The organism is Streptomyces sp. NPDC021080 (assembly GCF_044333225.1).
Lineage (GTDB): Bacteria > Actinomycetota > Actinomycetes > Streptomycetales > Streptomycetaceae > Streptomyces.
Map to the genome: position 1 here is coordinate 441,269 of NZ_JBIRQM010000006.1, position 16,829 is coordinate 458,097.

The 16,829-nt window shown below is 71.7% G+C and carries 15 protein-coding genes; 2 read left to right on the forward strand and 13 right to left on the reverse strand.

Going from position 1 to position 16,829, the window contains the following annotated elements; all coding sequences use genetic code 11:
- Positions 1–64: 64 nt before the first annotated feature.
- The 9 genes from ACH4S8_RS17780 to ACH4S8_RS17820 form a co-directional block, all read right to left on the reverse strand.
- Positions 65–796: a response regulator gene (locus ACH4S8_RS17780; RefSeq protein WP_398394829.1), complete on the reverse strand. Its 732-nt coding sequence runs from the start codon at positions 794–796 to the stop codon at positions 65–67.
- Positions 789–2,198 carry a sensor histidine kinase gene (locus tag ACH4S8_RS17785; protein WP_398394831.1) on the reverse strand — a complete coding sequence of 470 codons (1,410 nt, stop codon included), beginning with the start codon at positions 2,196–2,198 and terminating at the stop codon, positions 789–791. The genes ACH4S8_RS17780 and ACH4S8_RS17785 overlap by 8 nt, the downstream gene beginning before the upstream one ends.
- Entirely contained in the window at positions 2,198–3,088 is an 891-nt protein-coding gene (locus tag ACH4S8_RS17790; protein ID WP_398394834.1) for a DUF5936 domain-containing protein, read from the reverse strand. The genes ACH4S8_RS17785 and ACH4S8_RS17790 overlap by 1 nt, the downstream gene beginning before the upstream one ends.
- Positions 3,089–3,101: 13 nt before the next feature.
- A complete protein-coding gene (locus ACH4S8_RS17795) occupies positions 3,102–4,043 on the reverse strand; it encodes a type II secretion system F family protein (protein ID WP_398394836.1) in 942 nt (313 codons plus the stop codon).
- 178 nt (positions 4,044–4,221) lie between these two features.
- On the reverse strand, positions 4,222–5,562 hold the full coding sequence (locus ACH4S8_RS17800) for a CpaF family protein (RefSeq protein WP_398394838.1): 1,341 nt from the start codon (positions 5,560–5,562) through the stop codon (positions 4,222–4,224).
- Positions 5,563–5,580: 18 nt separating this feature from the next.
- On the reverse strand, positions 5,581–5,853 hold the full coding sequence (locus tag ACH4S8_RS17805) for a hypothetical protein (protein WP_398394840.1): 273 nt from the start codon (positions 5,851–5,853) through the stop codon (positions 5,581–5,583).
- A gap of 272 nt (positions 5,854–6,125) precedes the next feature.
- A complete protein-coding gene (locus ACH4S8_RS17810) occupies positions 6,126–7,742 on the reverse strand; it encodes a CpaE family protein (RefSeq protein ID WP_398394842.1) in 1,617 nt (538 codons plus the stop codon).
- Positions 7,743–7,916: 174 nt separating this feature from the next.
- Positions 7,917–8,630, reverse strand: coding sequence for a Flp pilus assembly protein CpaB (gene cpaB, locus ACH4S8_RS17815; RefSeq protein ID WP_398394844.1), 714 nt, complete (start codon positions 8,628–8,630; stop codon positions 7,917–7,919).
- A 284-nt stretch (positions 8,631–8,914) separates the two neighbouring features.
- Complete coding sequence (locus ACH4S8_RS17820; protein WP_398394846.1) at positions 8,915–9,799, reverse strand: hypothetical protein; 885 nt, start codon at positions 9,797–9,799, stop codon at positions 8,915–8,917.
- Positions 9,800–10,180: 381 nt separating this feature from the next.
- Between ACH4S8_RS17820 and ACH4S8_RS17825 the strand changes: the two genes are divergently transcribed.
- Positions 10,181–11,869 carry a chitinase gene (locus ACH4S8_RS17825; protein ID WP_398395069.1) on the forward strand — a complete coding sequence of 563 codons (1,689 nt, stop codon included), beginning with the start codon at positions 10,181–10,183 and terminating at the stop codon, positions 11,867–11,869.
- Positions 11,870–12,227: 358 nt separating this feature from the next.
- Positions 12,228–13,598 carry a M14 family metallopeptidase gene (locus tag ACH4S8_RS17830; protein ID WP_398394848.1) on the forward strand — a complete coding sequence of 457 codons (1,371 nt, stop codon included), beginning with the start codon at positions 12,228–12,230 and terminating at the stop codon, positions 13,596–13,598.
- Positions 13,599–13,679: 81 nt separating this feature from the next.
- Here ACH4S8_RS17830 and ACH4S8_RS17835 read toward each other — a convergent pair whose 3' ends face one another.
- The 4 genes from ACH4S8_RS17835 to ACH4S8_RS17850 all read right to left on the reverse strand — a co-directional run bounded on the left by ACH4S8_RS17835 (position 13,680) and on the right by ACH4S8_RS17850 (position 16,791).
- The gene (locus tag ACH4S8_RS17835) at positions 13,680–14,426 is read right to left on the reverse strand and encodes a hypothetical protein (protein WP_398394850.1); all 747 of its coding nucleotides are present in this window, start codon (positions 14,424–14,426) and stop codon (positions 13,680–13,682) included.
- 78 nt (positions 14,427–14,504) lie between these two features.
- Complete coding sequence (locus ACH4S8_RS17840) at positions 14,505–14,915, reverse strand: RidA family protein (protein ID WP_398394852.1); 411 nt, start codon at positions 14,913–14,915, stop codon at positions 14,505–14,507.
- Positions 14,912–15,691: an IclR family transcriptional regulator gene (locus ACH4S8_RS17845; protein WP_398394855.1), complete on the reverse strand. Its 780-nt coding sequence runs from the start codon at positions 15,689–15,691 to the stop codon at positions 14,912–14,914. Before ACH4S8_RS17845 ends, ACH4S8_RS17840 begins: the two co-directional genes overlap by 4 nt.
- Complete coding sequence (locus tag ACH4S8_RS17850; protein WP_398394857.1) at positions 15,688–16,791, reverse strand: sugar kinase; 1,104 nt, start codon at positions 16,789–16,791, stop codon at positions 15,688–15,690. Before ACH4S8_RS17850 ends, ACH4S8_RS17845 begins: the two co-directional genes overlap by 4 nt.
- Positions 16,792–16,829 lie beyond the last annotated feature (38 nt).

Genomic DNA, 16,829 nt, shown 5'->3' on the forward strand with positions numbered 1-16,829 from the left:
AGAAGGCGCCTACCGCGAGTGGGCCCAGGGGCCCAACTTCGCTGGTGGGGAGCGCGGGGCACGGTCACCGGCCCCACCCCTCGTGTGTCGTGCCCAGCCAGTGGGCGATCGCTTCACTGCGCGAAGAACTGTGCAGCTTCGCGAAGATGCGATTGATGTGGTTCTTGACGGTCTTCTCCGCGATGAAGCAGGTGGCGGCGATCTGACGGTTGTTCATGCCGGCCGCGATGAGGTCCATCACCTCCACCTCCCTCGAACTCAGACCGAACTCGGCCTGATGGACGGTATGGCGGTGAAGTCCCGCCGCCGGCAAGGGCCGAGCCTCCGAAGACTGTGCCACAGCAGATTGCAGGTGCGAAGAGAACGAGTACGGTTGGTACGAACCTCCGAGTGAATCCGGGACAGTCGGGCGTCCATGGCGTACCTCCCGTACGGCGGCGATGAGTTCGGCCGCCGTGAACTCGCCGTGGACGAGATAGCCGGACGCGCCTTTGCGCAGCGCCTCCGCCACGACCTCGGGTTCACGGCTGTACGTCAGCATCATCACGGGGGCGATCTCGCACAGTCGGGGCAGGGCGGTGAGACCGTCGGTGCCGGGCATCCGCACGTCGAGGAGGACCACGTCCGGGGTGAGGAGGGCGGCGCGGTCCAGCGCCTCCGCGCCGTCCCGGGCCGCCGCGACGACCGTGATGTCGGGGTGCGCGTCCAGCAGCGCGGTCAAGCCGGCCCGTACGACCGGGTTGTCGTCGGCCACGAGGACACGCAGGGACGGGCCGGGAAGTGCCTGGTCAGGCATGTGCGGCCTCCTCTTGGGGAGTGGGGGGAGCGGGACGGGCGGCCGCCGCGAGCGGGAGGGTCAGCCGGACCTCGGTGCCCCCCGCGCGGGGACGGTCCAGGCTGAGGAGGCCGCCGACGCACGCGGCCCGCTCCGTCATGCCGAGCAGGCCGAAATGGCCGGATCTCGTCCAGGCGGCGAGCGTCACGGGGGTCGCGGGCGCGGGCAGGCCCACGCCGTCGTCCCGGACGCGAAGCGAGAACTCGCCCATTGACACGTCGAGTTCGACTGTCACCGTGCTCGCCTCCGCGTGGCGGTGGGTGTTCTCCAGGGCCTCGGACACGATCGCGAGGACATGGTGAGCGGCGGCGCTGGGCAGGACCGGACGCGCGCCCCGGTGCCGTACGACCGGGGCGAGGCCGGTGCGGGTCTCGAAGTCGGCTGCCATGAAGCCGAGTTCGGGAAGGAGGTCGATGTCCGGGTCGGTCAGGTCGGTGTGCCGCCGCAGGTCCGACAGGAGGGTGCGGGACTCGGCGGCGGCCAGGCGCGCGGCGTCCGCCACGACGGTCGCCTGGTGCTTGAGTGCCCGCGGGTCCGTGCCGTCCGCGGAGGCGGCCAGGGCCTCCGCTGCCAGCGCGAGGCCGTACAGCGTCTTGGCCACGGAGTCGTGCATCTCGCGTGCCAGGCGGGCCCGTTCGGACTCCACGGCCTCCGCGACGGCGAGCCTGCTGGTCGCCTCGGCCAGGGCCTGTCCCGCCGTGCCGAAGCGGAACAGCAGATTGCGCAGGGTGACTCCGATGATGCCCGCGCCGACGCAGAAGCCCGCGATGAGCAGGGTGTTGGAGCCCGCTCCCGGCCGGTGTTCCCAGGCCCTGAACACCGTGAGCAGCACGGTGAGCTGGAATCCGGTGAACACTCCCGCGCCGCGCCAGCCGTACAGCAGGCCCGACAGGAGCGGGGTGCAGACGGTGGCGTAGGCGAGCGGGGAGGCGGGGGACGCGGTCAGGAGCAGGACCGCGCCGAAGGTGAGGTCCAGGCCCATCAGGGTCGGGTGGGCGAGGAGGCGGGGGCCGAAGCGGTCCCAGTCCCGGAGCATGGCGTAGGAGCCCATGACGCCGAGGACGGCCGCGGCGAGGACCGCCCAGCGCAGGAAGCCGCCGGTGGCGTTCGTCATCGCGAAGGGGGCGCCGACCGCGATGGCCGCGAGGCGGACCGCGAAGGCCTGCCGGCACAGGGCCTGGAGGGCGTTGAGCTGGAGGCGGATGCCGCCGGGCGCGGGGGCGTCGTCCGCGAGGTAGCCGGTGCCCCGTTCACGTCCGCGCGCGAGCCGGAGGGACCGGTGCGCGCGGCTTCGCGCGAGCCGGAGGGTCCGGCTCAGGTGCTCGCGGACCGCGTGACCCCGGCCCCTGGGGAGGCTCTTCATCAGCGCCCCAGGATCGAGCCGAAGTCGGTGCCCGAGCCCAGGAACATGCCCGTCGCGATGAGGATCATCGTCGCCGGGAGCATGAACACCAGGGTGACCATCGTGGCCTTGGGGATGGTCTTGGCGGCGCGGCGGCGGGCGTTCTGGGCGTCCGTGCGGCGCATGTCGGTGGCGAGCTGGATGAGGGTCTCGGCGATCGGGGAGCCGAGTTCCTCGCCCTGCTGGAGCGCCGAGACGAACTGGGCCACCTGCTCGGAGGAGTTGCGCCTGCGCAGTTCGTCGAAGGCCTGGCGGCGGCTGACGCCCATGTCCATCTGGCGCAGGGTGATGCGCAGTTCGTCCGCCCAGGGCCCCTCGTACTTCTCCGCGACGCGGTCCAGGGCCTGGCGGAAGCCGAGGCCCGCGGAGACGACGACGGCGAGGACGTCGAGGAAGTCGGGCAGGGTGCGGTCGATGACCTCCTTGCGCTCCCGGACGGCCTGCCAGATGAGGGCGTCCGCGGCGAGCAGTCCGAACGCCAGGGTGAGCACGGCGAAGAGGAGCTGGCCGTTGGAGAGGAAGACCAGGCCGAGGACGACGCCGAAGACGCCGTAGACCGCGCGGCGGGCCGCGTAGCGATTCAGGGTCAGACCACCGGGGTTGCCGGCCATGTCGATGCGCCGGCGTTTGGCGTCCACGCGCCGGGGGCCCATCAGACGCAGGACGGTCGGCGCGAAGCGCATGCCGAGGCGGTCGACGGCCGAGTCCGCAGCCGAGACACGGGTGCCGCCGACCTCCAGTGCGAGCTGGAGGTCGCTGGGGAGTTTGGCCTCGGAGCGGATCATCCGGACGCCCAGGAGGACGCCCGCGACGGCCGCGCCCATCAGGACGGCGAGCAGCAGCGACAGCATGGTGACCCCTCCTTCACACTTCGATCTTGCCGAGCCGACGGATGACGAAGAAGCCCACGGTGTAGAGGCCGAGGGCGAGCAGGACGAGCCCCTGGCCGAGCGCGGAGCCGGTGACGCGGGCCAGGGCCCCCTCGTTCGAGGAGTTGATCAGCACCAGTGAGCCGATGCCGAGGAAGGGGACCGTGAAGGCGGTCGCGTTGACCTCGGAGAGCATGGTGCGGACCTCGCGGCGGGTCTCCTTGCGGTCCTCCAGGGTCTGGGTGAGGTTGCGCAGGGAGCTGACGACCGAGCCGCCCGCCTTGTTGGCCAGGACGAGGGTGGTGACGAGGACGATCAGCTCGCGGGAGGGCAGCCGTTCGGCGAGTTCCCCGAGGGCGTCGTCGATCGTGCGGCCCAGCATCAACTGGTCTGCCACGTGCGCGAGTTCCTCACCGGCAGGGGCCTCCAGCTCCTCCGCGGCCATGGCGAGCGCCGTGCGCAGGGCGAGGCCGGCCGCCGCCGCGTTCGCCAGCAGACGGGCCACGTCGGGGAGTTGGTTGATGAACGCCTCGATGCGCTTCTGGCGCTGCCAGTTGAGGAAGACGGCCGCGCTCCACACTCCGAGGACGCCGGCGATCGGGCCGAAGAAGGGGGCCAGGGTGGCGGCGGCGATCAGCCACAGGGCGACGACCACGGCGGTGACGTAGGTGAAGAACTCCCCCGCCGTGAGATCGAGTCCGGTGGCGGTCAGGCGCAGGTGGATCGTGCGGCCGAGGCGGGTGCGGCGCAGCCGTCGGTCGACGCCCGCGAAGCGGCGTGTCCTGCCGTCCGCCGTGTGCGCCGGGCCGCCGCCGGAGAGCCGGTCGAGGAGCTCCCGTCGCTGGGCGCGGCCCGAGGCGTAGGTGTGCACGCCCGCGACGGCGAGCGTGCCGCCGAGGATCGTCCCGCCGAGGGCGAGGAGCGCGGGGTCGTTCATGGCTGCCTCTCTTCGGAGGTGGGCGGCACGGGAGCAGGTCGCGCGAAGGCACGGGACCCGGAAGCGGGTGGCCCGGAAGCGGGTGGCCCGGAAGCGGGTGGCCCGGAAGCGGGTGGCCCGGAAGCGGGTGGCCCGGAGGCAAGGGCCCCAGGGGCGAGGGAATCCGTGGTGGGGGGCGTCATCCGATGGCCTGCCTGGTGTCGAGTGCGTCGATGGCCTCGGCGACGCCGAAGGCGGGCGGCAGCGGCTCGCCCGCGACGTACAGCTTCTCCGCGACCGGGCGCGGGAGCGGAAGGTGCTCGAAGTGGCCCCGTACGACACGGTCGGGGCCGACCGGGCGGGGCACGAAGCGGGTGACGGGGGTGACGCGGAACTGTTCGCGGCCGTGCGAGACGAGCAGCGCGACCTCCGTGACCTTGCGGGAGCCGTCGGCGCCCCGGGAGAGCTGGACGACGACGTCGACGGCGGAGTTGATCTGGTCCTTGAGCGCCTCGAACGGGATCTGGACCTCGGACATCGAGCCGAGGGTCTGCAGGCGCATGAGGGCGTCCTCGGCGGAGTTCGCGTGGACGGTGGCGAGCGAGCCGTCGTGGCCGGTGGACATGGCCTGGAGCATGTCGAGGGTCTCGCCGCCGCGGACCTCGCCGACGATGATCCGGTCGGGGCGCATGCGCAGGGAGTTGCGGACCAGGTCGCGGATGGTGATCTGGCCCTTGCCCTCCACGTTCGGGGGGCGTGATTCGAGGCGGACGACGTGCTCCTGCTGGAGCTGGAGTTCGGCGGAGTCCTCGATGGTGATGATCCGCTCGTGGGAGGGGATCAGGCCGGAGAGCGCGTTGAGCAGGGTGGTCTTGCCGCTGCCGGTGCCCCCGCTGACGATGACGTTGAAACGGGCCCGGACGAAGGCGGCGAGCAGCATGAGCGTCTGCTCGTCCAGCGAGCCGAGGCCGATGAGCTCCGGGAGCGTGTACGCGCGGGGGAAGCGGCGGATGGTGAGGGTGGGGCCGGTCAGGGCGAGCGGCGGGATGACGACGTTGACGCGCTCGCCGGTGGGCAGGCGGGCGTCGACCATCGGGTTGGACTCGTCGACGCGGCGGTTGACGGTCGAGACGATGCGTTCGATGGTCTGCATGAGCTGCTCGTTGGAGGCGAAGCGCAGCGGCAGTTGTTCGACGCGGCCGGCCCGCTCGACGAAGATCGAGTCGGGGCCGTTGACCATGATCTCGGTGATGGAGGCGTCGGCGAGGAGCGGTTCGAGGACGCCGAGTCCGAGTGCCTCGTCGACGACCCGGCGGATCAGCTGGGAGCGTTCGGCGGTGGAGAGGACCGGGCCCTCGCGGCTGATGATGTGGCCGAGGACGCGTTCGAGCCGGACCCGGCGTTCGGCCGCGGCCAGGCTGGACATCTCGGCGAGGTCGATCTCCTCGAGGAGCTTGGCGCGGTAGACGGCGACGAGGTGTCCGTCCTCACGGGCGGGTCCCCCCTCGTCGGGGGCGGCGATACGGGAACGCAGGCTCATGGTGTCGGCTCCTCCCGGTCAGTCGTCGGTGGGCATGGTGGCGTGGCGGGTGACGGGGTAACGGCCGAAGAGGGGGATGACGTTGGGGACCGTGACCGTGACCGTGGCCGTGGTGAGGTCGGATCCGGGCCCTCCCCCCAACGACACGGTCGGGTTCAGCCATCCGCTCACCGCGGCCTGTCCGGCCGCCCCGCCGTCGCCGCCCTGCGAGGCGGCCCGCGCGGCCGCCCGCGCCCCGGTACCGGCCTGGTTGGCGCCGTACCCGATGAGCCCGAGCTGGATGGTCGCCATCCCGATGAGCAGCAGGATGGGCAGGAACCCGACGAACTCCAGGATGGAGACACCCCGGTCGTCCCGGAGCCGGCGCGCGGGTGCGGGTGCGACCTCGGCCGGGGCTGCGGGCGCGGCTGCGTCGTGGGTCGGGGCCGTGCCGGTACATCCGTCCGTCGCCGCTGGATCGGACGTCGGTGTGGTGTGAGGCGTCGGCCGGTCCGGACGTGAGCGACGGACATGTGATGTACCGGCACGCCCCCTTCCGCCGGACGCCGTCCGCGGGTTCGTCCTCATCCGTCGTCCCCCTCCAGCGCCGCGCCCGCCTTGCCCTCCACGTGGAAGCCCGCGTCGAAGCCGGGGAAGAACAGCGGGACGTCGACCTCGACGGTGGCCGTCATGACCTGGCCGTCCCGGCCGCAGGCGATGCCCGCGTCCTTCCAGGAGCCCGGCAGGTGCTTGCTCCCGGCCGCCGCGCAGGCACCCGCGACGTCGCCGTGGACCGCGTAGGCCGCGGTGGCGGCCCGTGCCGCCTCGTCGGCCGCGTTCCCGGCCAGGGAGTACGAGTAGCCGTACAGCACGCACTGCCACAGGATCGTCATGACGACCAGCAGCAGCGGGAACATCCCGGCGAATTCGAGGGTGACCGCTCCCCGGTCGCCGCCCCTGCCGCGCAGCGAGAGCGCGCCCCGGTCCGAGGAGGCCTTGCGGCGTCTGCCGCCGCCCCCGCCTTCCTGGGGGACCACGAGGCCCAGGTCGCCGGCGAGCGCCCACAGCGCCTGCTTGACGGTCGAGCGGGCGTCCAGGTCCTGGAGCCGGCCCGCGTCGACGACCGACTGGAGTTCCTTGAAGGCGGCGGGGACCGCGGTGCGGGCGACCTTGGTGCCGGTGACGCGTTCGACGAGGGACGGCTGGATCTCCGCACCGCGCGCGAAGCGGTTCACGACCGTGGTGGTTTCCTCCGCCTTGCGGATCTGGAGGCGGTCCCACATGCGGACCATGCGTTTGGCGGCGCGTACGGCGATGACGTCGGGGGTGACGAGCAGCAGGGCCCGGTCGGCCATCTCGACGGCCGCGGCGGTGGCCGAGTTCATCTGGGAGCCGCAGTCGACGACGACGACGTCGTGGCGGGAGCGCAGCGCGGAGAGGATCTGGCGGGCCACCCGGTCGGTGACCTCCTCGCCCCGTTCCCCCTCGGCCGGCGCGAGCAGGAGGGCGATGCCGCTGTCGTGGAGGTAGACGGCGTCCTGGAGGACGCGCGGGTTGATGTCGGCGATGGCCGCGAGGTCGGCCACCGACCGGCGGAACTGCACGTCGAGGTACGAGGCCACGTCGCCGGACTGGAGGTCCAGGTCGAGCAGCGCGACGGTGCGCCCCGAGGCCTTCGCGGCGAGGGCGAGCTGGACCGCGGTGACGGTCGCGCCGACGCCGCCCTTCGCACCGGTCACGGTGACGACGGTGCCGCCGGGGCCCGTGTACAGCTCGGGTGCGCCGCTGTGCAGGTGGCGGCGCATTCCGGCGGACCAGGCGGCGGCGGCCTGGACGCGTTCGGCGAGGGCGTCGTAGCCGAGCGGGAGGCCGATGATGCCGCGGGCGCCGGAGTCCATGGCGGCGGTGAGGACGCCGGTGCTGGTGTCGGCGGTGATGAGGACGACCCCGACGGCCGGGAAGCGCATCACCAGGTCGCGGATCAGGTCCAACGCCGGTACCGGGCCGATCCGTTCGTGGACCAGCACGACTTCGGGCAGCTCGTCCAGGGACTCCGCGGCGAGGCGCGCGAGGGTGTCCAGCAGGGCGGTCGAGTCGGCTACGGGCGGGACGGGTTCGGTGTCGGCGAGCTGGCTCAGCAGGGTGGTGAGCGCGCGGGCCGAGTCGATGTCGCCGACGGCGGGAAGGATACGGATGGTCATCGGCGAAGCTCCTCGCTCGCGTGCCGCGCGCCGGCTCCTGTGCCCGGCACCGCGCGCGGTCGCGGCCGCGTCCCGGACCGGGGGCCTAGCGCCTGCCGTGTCCGCGTCGTCCGTGCCGGCCGCGTACGCGGCCCCGGGCACCGCCCCGTGGGCATGGACCTCATGCGCGGCCTCCTACTTGTCCTCGTCGAGGGTGTACGTACGGTCGCCGGGCGCCACGGTCGTGTCGGAGCCGCTGGCGACCAGGGCGAGCCGGACGTGCTCGGCGAACGACTCGGCGTACGCGACGCGTTGGGCGTCGGCGGTGCCGAGCGCGAAGGTGATGGGCACCGCCTGGGCGGCGCTGTTGCGCCGGTCGGCGCTCGACTGGTCGGGTTCGAGGGCGGTGAGCTTGCCGACGTCGATGACGCGGGCGTTCTCGACGATCACCTTGGACTGGTCCCTGCCCTTGTCGTTCTCGGCCTTGAAGGTGGCGTAGATGTTGACCCGCGAGCCGGGGTCGATCTTGCCCGCGACACCGGTCGACGCGTCGATCATGATGGCGATCTCCTGCTGGCCGGGGGCCAGCTGCGGCTTGTCGACGATCATGTCGGCCTGGAGCAGGGAGCCCTTCTGCAGCCGGGTGACGGCGATCTTCCCGCGGACGCGGGCGAGGTCGGTGACGGCGGTGGACGACAGCCACCGCTCGGGCATCGAGATCTTCTCGAACTGGTCGGCGGACAGCTCCTTGTAGGGCGCGATGTCGCTCTTGAGGCGGTACGCCGTGACCTCCGGGCCGACCTTGGAGTTCACGTCGCGGATCACCGAGAGGACTCCGGCGAAGGCGCCGAGGGCGCACAGGACCGAGAGGACCAGCAGGATGACGCCGCGGCGCTGGCGCGAGTTCACTGAATCTCACCTCGTGGGGCGGTACCGGGGAGTGGACCGGGCTGTCGTTCCTGCCGGGGATCCGGGGGTCGGCCTCCGGGACAATGCAGCATGTTCAGGACAACCTCGATCTAGGGGACGGCGGGTCCGGGCAGTGGGGCCCGATGTGCGGTTCGGTCGGACTTCGGTCGTGCCTGGTGCGCTGTTCGGTCGTGCTCCGGTCGTGCCTGGCGCTGTTCCGATGTGCCGGTGGTGCTGTGCCGGTGGCGCTGTGCGGTGGTGCTGCGCCGGTGTGCCCGGGGTGCCTATGTGACGCCTCGGGGCAGAGCGGCACGCACCGGAGAAGCTGCCCGGACGGTGGTGGCCGGAAGCTCCTGCGCGGAGGGCGGCGCGAGCGGGGCGGCACAGAACCCGCAGCGGTCGCCGATGAGTTCGAGGCCGCACCAGCGGCACTCGTCCCGCCGGACGGACGAGACGAGCTGATAGAGGACGGACACGTCGTGCAGTCCGGCGGCGAACTCGACGAGCCGGTTCGTCCCCCACCAGCGGACCGATTCCCCGGGCAGCGGGACGGTCGCGGCGCCCTGGACCTGCCAGGCGGGCGCGAGGGTCGAGGTGACCCAGTCGGAGGGCGGCTGACCGGCCGCCGAGAGCAGCCGGGTCCCGAACTCCGGTCCGGGCAGCTCCTCCTGGCCGACTCTGATCAACTCGGCCCGGGGGTTGGCCAGTACGGCGAACTGGGCGCCCGGCACCCATGACTTGGCGTGCGACGTCAGCGAGACGGGGACCCGGTCGAGCTTGGCGACCGAGCCGAGCAGGGCGCCGGCGTAGATGTAGTGCGCGAGGAGCCGGGCGGCGGAGGCGAGCACGCCGGGACTGAAGTCGCAGACCGACAGCTGGCGTAACTGCTGGGCCAGCAGGGCGATTCCGAGCGGCGGCAGGTCGATGCCGAGCAGCGCGATGCGGTCGCTCTCCAGGACGGAGCGGACGGTGTGCAGCCGCCGGGTGACGGCACTCTCGGCGGCGGCGGGGTAGAGGGAGATGACGTACCCGTGCTGTTCGATGAGGGCGTGCATCCCGGTGAGGGAGTCCTCCAGGGTGCCGAGCGGCTGGACGACCGCCGGCGGGGTCTGCCGGTCGTGCGGCGGAAGCACCAGATCGGGACTGGTGACGGCTATCGCGGTCGGCACGCTGCACACACCCCGTTCGCTGCGGCGAGGTGGTCAACCATCGCCTCAGATCGCCCCTTTGTCGCCATAGAGCGTCACGGACGTTTCCCGTACGGCCGCGGATCGCCACTGTGACGCCCTCTTGCATCAGCACCATATCCACGGCATGGCCCGCTCAACACACAATCTCCGAGATCATCTCACCGAAGGTGCGGGCGTGATCAACGGAGAGTAAGACGTCTCAAAAACAACTGGGCTCTCCCATAAGGGACTTGGCGTGACGCGGGACTTGACAACCCGATTGGTCTGGACCAACTTGTATGCACCGGCGGTGGCCACCGTTCCGTTCCCCCTCCCCTCCCCCACCTCTCCCTGGAGGACCCAGTGGACCGCGTCACCCGTATGCCCGGACGGAGATGGGCGGGAGCCCTCGCCGCCGCCGTCACCGCGTCCGTCCTCTCCCTCACCGGTCTGGCCGGCCAGGCCCAGGCCGCCGACGTCAACAACGTGAAGAACGGGGGCTTCGAGTCCGGGCTGAGCAACTGGACCTGTTCGGCGGGCAGCGGCACGACCGTCTCCTCGCCGGTGCACGGCGGTGCGGCCGCCCTGAAGGCCACGCCCGCGGGGCAGGACTACGCCCAGTGCTCGCAGTCCGTCGCCGTGAAGCCCAACTCGACGTACACGCTGAGCGCCTGGGTGCAGGGGGCGTACACCTACATCGGGGCGAGCGGCACGGGGACGACGGACGTCTCGACCTGGACGCCCAACACCACCTGGACGCAGCTCTCGACCACCTTCACCACCGGTGCCTCGACGACGTCGGTGACGGTCTGGACGCACGGCTGGTACGGGCAGCCCGCCTACTTCGCGGACGACGTCTCGGTGTTCGGCCCCGACGGCGGCGGTGGCGGCGACCCGGCCCCGACGGTTCCGGCGACCCCGGCGGGCCTCGCCGTGTCCTCCACGACCTCCTCGTCCGTCTCGCTCGCCTGGAACACGGTGTCGGGCGCGACCGGCTACAACGTCTACCAGGGCGGCTCCAAGGTCCAGGCGGTGACCGGAACCTCCGCGACCGTCTCGGGGCTCTCCGCCTCCACGGCGTACTCCTTCCAGGTCACCGCGACCAACTCGGCCGGTGAGTCGGCGAAGTCGTCGGCCGTGACCGGGACGACGACCGCGTCCGGCGGTGGCGGGGGCGGCGGGGGTACCGTGCCCGCGCACGCCGTGACGGGCTACTGGCAGAACTTCAACAACGGCGCGACCGTGCAGAAGCTCTCCGCCGTGCAGTCGCAGTACGACATCATCGCCGTCGCCTTCGCCGACGCCACGAGCACGCCCGGCGCCGTGAGCTTCACGCTCGACTCGGCCGGACTCGGCGGCTACACCGTCGACCAGTTCAAGGCCGACATCAAGGCCAAGCAGGCCGCGGGCAAGAAGGTCGTCATCTCCATCGGCGGCCAGAACGGCACCATCTCGGTGAGCGACTCCACCTCGGCCACGAACTTCGCCAACTCCGTCTACTCCCTGATGCAGACGTACGGCTTCGACGGCGTGGACATCGACCTGGAGAACGGCCTCAACGCGACCTACATGTCCCAGGCGCTGCGGTCCCTGTCCGCGAAGGCGGGCTCGTCCCTGGTCATCACCATGGCCCCGCAGACCATCGACATGCAGTCCACGTCGAACTCCTACTTCCAGACCGCCCTGAACATCAAGGACATCCTCACCGTCGTCAACATGCAGTACTACAACAGCGGTTCGATGCTCGGCTGTGACGGCAAGGTCTACTCGCAGGGTTCGGTCGACTTCCTGACGGCGCTCGCCTGCATCCAGTTGCAGGGCGGTCTCGACGCTTCCCAGGTCGGCCTCGGCCTCCCCGCCTCCACCAGCGGCGCGGGCAGCGGCTACGTCTCGCCGACCATCGTGAACAACGCCCTCGACTGCCTGACCAAGCTCACCAACTGCGGTTCGTTCAAGCCCTCCAAGGCCTACCCGGCCCTGCGCGGCGCGATGACCTGGTCGACGAACTGGGACGCCTCGGCGGGCAACGCCTGGTCGAACGCGGTGGGCCCGCACGTGCACGCACTGTAGGTCCGGCGACCCGCTTCCCCCCTTCCCCGGCGGTTCGCCTTCCGGCCCCGCTCGTCGCAGTCGCGGCGGGCGGGGCCGCTGCCGTTGCGGGCACCGGCCCCGCGGGGCCGGTGCCGCCCGGCGGGGTGGGCCGGGTCGGGGCCGGTGCCGCTCGGCGAAGACGGAGCGGGTGCCGCTCGGCGCGGCGGGCGCGGCCGATTCCCGCCGACGGCTCTTTGTCGTCTATTGACCTGCTCATGCCATAACCCTCACCATGAGCGCCACACCCGCACCAGGCACGTCACCTTGAGCCACTCCGCGGCTCCGCTCCCCCACAATTCCGGAGATCCCGGGATTACCGGAGAAACAAGGAGACTTCATGCGACTTCGCCCACGTGGCAGCGGAAGCGCCGACGGCAGAGGCAGAGGGGGCCGGCGCACCGCCGCCCTCGCCGTCCTCGCGGCGCTCGCCCTCGCGGCTCCCCTGACCGCCACCGCCACCGACGCCACGGCGAGCGGGGCCAGGGTCCTTCGACCCTCGCCCGACGACGTCAGGCAGTACGAGATCCACCAGAGCTCGACCCCCGCGTCCCGTACCGAGATCCAGCGGTCGGGAGTCACCGTCGACGAGGCCGACGAGGAGACCGTCGTCGTCTCGGGCCGCGCGGACCAGATCGCCGCACTGCGCAGACAGGGCTACGACGTCACACCGCTGGGCGCGGCGCCCGACCGCTCCCCGGCCGCCGGCGACGTACGCCTGTTCGACTTCCCGACGGCGGACGCGAAGTACCACAACTACGCCGAGATGAACACGGAGATCGACCAGCGGCTCGCGGCCTATCCGGGCATCATGAGCAAGCGGGTGATCGGCAAGTCCTACCAGGGCCGGGACATCGTCGCCATCAAGGTCAGCGACAACGTGGCGACCGACGAGAACGAACCCGAGGTCCTGCTCACCTTCCACCAGCACGCCCGTGAGCACCTCACGGTGGAGATGGCGCTGTACCTGCTGCGCGAGCTCGGAGCCGGCTACGGCAGCGACTCCCGGGTCACAAACATGGTGAACAACCGCGAGATCTGGATCGTCCCGGACCTCAACCCGGACGGCGGCGAGTACGACATCGCGACCGGGTCCTACCGCTCGTGGCGCAAGAACCGCCAGCCCAACTCCGGCTCCTCGTACGTCGGTACGGACCTGAACCGGAACTGGAACTACAAGTGGGGCTGCTGCGGCGGCTCTTCGGGCTCCACGTCCTCCGAGACCTACCGCGGCGCGTCGGCCGAGTCGGCGCCCGAGGTGAAGGTGGTCGCCGACTTCGTGCGGAGCCGGGTCGTCGGCGGCAAGCAGCAGATCACCGCCGGGATCGACTTCCACACCTACAGCGAGCTGGTGCTGTGGCCGTTCGGGTACACGACCTCCGACACGGCCACCGGAATGACGGCGGACGACGCCGCCGCGTTCAAGGCCATCGGCCAGAAGATGGCCGCCAGCAACGGGTACACGGCCGAACAGTCCAGTGATCTGTACATCACGGACGGCTCGATCGACGACTACCTCTGGGGCACCCAGAAGATCTTCGACTACACCTTCGAGATGTACCCGACGTCCAGCTCCGGCGGCGGTTTCTACCCGCCCGACGAGGTCATCGAGCGGGAGACGTCCCGCAACCGGGACGCCGTGCTCCAGCTCCTGGAGAACGCCGACTGCATGTACCGCTCCATCGGCAAGGCGGCGCAGTACTGCTCCTAGGGGACGGCGCGCCGGCCCGGCCGGCCGGTGACCGGGGGTCCGCGTGCCCTTCCTGACCGGGCACGCGGACCCCCTTACCGCTTACGGCTTCTCGACGGCCTCGACCGCGTCCGCCGTGCCGTCCGCCGCGGTCGCCTCGGAGCCCTCGGAGCCCTTGGAGTCCTCGGAGCCCTCGGATTCCTTGGAGTCCTCGGGCGCGTCCGACCCGGCCGTCACCGCGGACTCCTCCACGGCCTCGGCGTCGTCATCGTCCTCGAAGTAGGCGTCCAGGACGGCGTCGAGCTGCGCCTCCCACTCCTTGTGACGTGCCCGGGCGTTCGCCTCGATCTCGATCGGGTACCAGCGGCGCTCCGGCGTGTGCACCGTGATGGTGAACCGCTTGCCGAAGCGCGGCGTCTCCGTCTCGACGGCGCCGATCTCGTCCCAGCGGAACTCCGCCTCCTGGTCGTCCAGACGCAGCAGGACACCGCTGTGGTCGACCCTGATCGAGGCACGCCGGTCGGAGGCCTCGAAGACGGGACCGTCGGGGACGGGACCGCTTTCCGCGCCGGCCTCGGAGGCGGCCTCCTCCTCGGAGGCGGTCTCCTCCTCGGGCGCGGACTCCTCCTCGGGCGCGGACTCCTGAGGGGTCTCGGCGGCGGGCGCCTCGCCCGACGCCGTGCCGTCGGAGTCCGTCTCGCCGGAGACGGACTCCTCGGCGGCCTCCTCGGCCTCCACGACCGCGTCCTTCGGCTCCGCCGGCACGGGTGACGTAAGCCCGGGGATGTACGCCGGGTTCACCGCGGCGGCGTCCAGGGGCTGGCTCTTCGAACCTATGCGCTGCTCCACAGCGGGAAGTATGGTCGAAGATCCTGTGCGGGGCACAGTCAGCCCCGAATTGGCGATGCCTCTGTTACACGAAGAGAGTCATCCGAGGACGGCGAGGACGTCGATCTCGATGAGGAGTCCGGCCGGCAGACCGACGTAGACCGTCGTGCGCGCGGCGGGGGGCGCGGTGAGGCCCTGTTCGTCGAAGTACCGGTTGTAGATCTCGTTCATCTCGGCGAAGTGGCCGGTGTCCGTGAGGTAGACGCGGATCATCATCGCGTCGTCCCAGCCGGATCCGCCCTCCTCGAGGACGGCCTTGACGTTGGCGAGCGTCTGGAGGGTCTGCTCGCGCAGGGTCGGGCCGGCGGGCGTCGGGGGCCTGCCCTCCTCGGCGGGCAGGAAGCCGACCTGTCCGGCGACCTGGAGGATGTTCCCCTTCCGTACGCCGTGCGAGAACCTGGCCGGCGGGGCGGCGTGGGTCGCGGGAGTGAGGGCGGTCTTGTCGGTCATGCGGTGCTCATTCCTTCGGGGTCTTCCGCGGTGGGGGCTTTTCCGGAGTACTCGCGGCTGATGGCGTCCGCCGTACGGCGCACCAGCGGGAGCAGGGTGAGGAGTTCCTCGGCGGTGACGACGACGTTGGGCGCGGAGACCGACAGGGCGGCGGCGACCCGTCCGTCGGCGCCGCGCACGGGGGCGGCGACACAGTTGATGGATTCCTCGTGGCCGCCGAGGTCGGCGGCCCAGCCCTGTTCGCGCACCGTCGCCAGTTCCTTCAGGAAGGCGGGCGCGTCGGGGGTCGAACGGGCTGTGTACCGGGGGTAGTCGAGCTTGTCGGCGACGGCGCGGCGCTCGGCCTCGGGCAGGTCGGCGAGGAGCAGTTTGGCGACCGCGGCGACGGTGATGGCGACGGGTTTCCCGATCCGTGAGTACATCCGCACCGGGTAGCGGCTCTCCACCTTGTCGATGTAGAGCACCTCGTTCTCCTCGTACACGGCGAGATGGACGGTGTGTCCGCAGTTCTCGCCCAGCCGGACGAGGTGGGGGTGGGCGATCTCGCGGACGTCGAGGTTCTCGACGGCCTCCTGGGCGAGGGCGAAGAGCCGGGCGCCGAGCCGGTAGCGCTGGTCGGACTGGCGGTACACCAGGCCGTGTTCGTGCAGGGTGCGCAGCAGGCGCAGGGCCGTGGACTTGTGGACGCCGAGACGGTCGGCGACCTGGCCGAGGTCGGCGGGGCCCTCGGCGAGCAGCGGCAGGATGCTCAGCGCTCGGTCGACGGTCTGGCTCATGGCGTACGTACCTCCTCGGCGGCCCGTGCGTCGGCTTCGGTCCAGCCGGGGCCGAGACGAAGTGTCTCCCAGGCACGGTCGTCGAGAGCGGTGAGCCGGTCGGCGTGCCCCCGGGCGGGTGGCGCGGCGAGGTCGTCCGGGACGGTGAGGGCGGCGGCGGCCGTCAGATGGCCGTGCCGCAGCCGGTCGCGGGCGGGAAGGCCGCGCAGGGTGGCGGAGAGGAACCCGGCGGCGAAGGCGTCACCGGCGCCGACGGCCGCGACGACGTCGACGTGCGGGGCGGGCACGAAGACGGCGACGTCGGCGGCGTCCGCGTCGCCGGCGACCACGGCGTCCGCGTTCCTGGCGAACATGACGGCTCCGGCCCCGCCGTCCTTGACGACCAGGACGTCCGGTTCGGGCAGCGCCTCGCGGATCGCGTGTGCTCCGCGCAGTCCCCAGGCCTCGCGGGCCTCGTCGTCGCCGACGAAGACGATGTCGGCGCCGCGTGCGAGGTCGAGCAGGACGCGCGGTCCCCCGGGGCGGCCGCGCCACAGGCCGGGGCGGTGGTTGACGTCGAAGGAGACGAGCGGACGGCCCCTTCGGGGTGCGGTCAGTTCGCGCATCAGGGCCAGGCAGCCGTCGGAGAGCGCGGCGGTGATGCCGGAGAGGTGGAGCACGCGGCCCGAGCGGACGGCGGCCAGGTCGGTGTTCCGTGCCGTCATGGCGGAGGCGGCGGACCCGGCCCGGTAGTAGGCGACTTCGTGGGCGTCGGTCCCCCGGTCGCCCGCGGTGCGGAAGTAGACGCCGGTCGGGCGGGCGGGATCCCTGCGTACGGCGGAGGTGTCGACGCCGTACGCGGCGATCGCCGCCACCAGGTGGTCGCCGAACCCGTCGGCGCCGACCCTGCCGACCCAGCGGGCGGAATGACCGGCGCGGGCCAGCGCGCAGGCCACGTTCGACTCGGCGCCGCCGATGCCCCGAAGAAACGAGGGCACGTCGGCGAGGCGTCCGGCCCGGGTGGGCAGGAAGGTGACCATGGACTCGCCGAGCGCCACCACGTCGACGGTGCCGGCACCCGTGCCGGGGGGCTCGGCACCGGCGGGTCCGTTGCTGGTCACGGTGGTCGGGGCTCCTCGCTCTGGCGGCCGACGGCGGC

What these genes read in the sequence shown, in the direction of transcription:
- ACH4S8_RS17780 (WP_398394829.1), bottom strand. Translation starts at nt 796, where the DNA reads ATGCCTGACCAGGCACTTCCCGGCCCGTCCCTGCGTGTCCTCGTGGCC.
- ACH4S8_RS17845 (WP_398394855.1), bottom strand. Translation starts at nt 15,691, where the DNA reads ATGAGCCAGACCGTCGACCGAGCGCTGAGCATCCTGCCGCTGCTCGCC.
- ACH4S8_RS17840 (WP_398394852.1), bottom strand. Translation starts at nt 14,915, where the DNA reads ATGACCGACAAGACCGCCCTCACTCCCGCGACCCACGCCGCCCCGCCG.
- ACH4S8_RS17805 (WP_398394840.1), bottom strand. Translation starts at nt 5,853, where the DNA reads ATGGCGACCATCCAGCTCGGGCTCATCGGGTACGGCGCCAACCAGGCC.
- ACH4S8_RS17825 (WP_398395069.1), top strand. Translation starts at nt 10,181, where the DNA reads ATGCCCGGACGGAGATGGGCGGGAGCCCTCGCCGCCGCCGTCACCGCG.
- ACH4S8_RS17785 (WP_398394831.1), bottom strand. Translation starts at nt 2,198, where the DNA reads ATGAAGAGCCTCCCCAGGGGCCGGGGTCACGCGGTCCGCGAGCACCTG.
- ACH4S8_RS17810 (WP_398394842.1), bottom strand. Translation starts at nt 7,742, where the DNA reads ATGACCATCCGTATCCTTCCCGCCGTCGGCGACATCGACTCGGCCCGC.
- ACH4S8_RS17790 (WP_398394834.1), bottom strand. Translation starts at nt 3,088, where the DNA reads ATGCTGTCGCTGCTGCTCGCCGTCCTGATGGGCGCGGCCGTCGCGGGC.
- ACH4S8_RS17830 (WP_398394848.1), top strand. Translation starts at nt 12,228, where the DNA reads ATGCGACTTCGCCCACGTGGCAGCGGAAGCGCCGACGGCAGAGGCAGA.
- ACH4S8_RS17795 (WP_398394836.1), bottom strand. Translation starts at nt 4,043, where the DNA reads ATGAACGACCCCGCGCTCCTCGCCCTCGGCGGGACGATCCTCGGCGGC.
- ACH4S8_RS17800 (WP_398394838.1), bottom strand. Translation starts at nt 5,562, where the DNA reads ATGAGCCTGCGTTCCCGTATCGCCGCCCCCGACGAGGGGGGACCCGCC.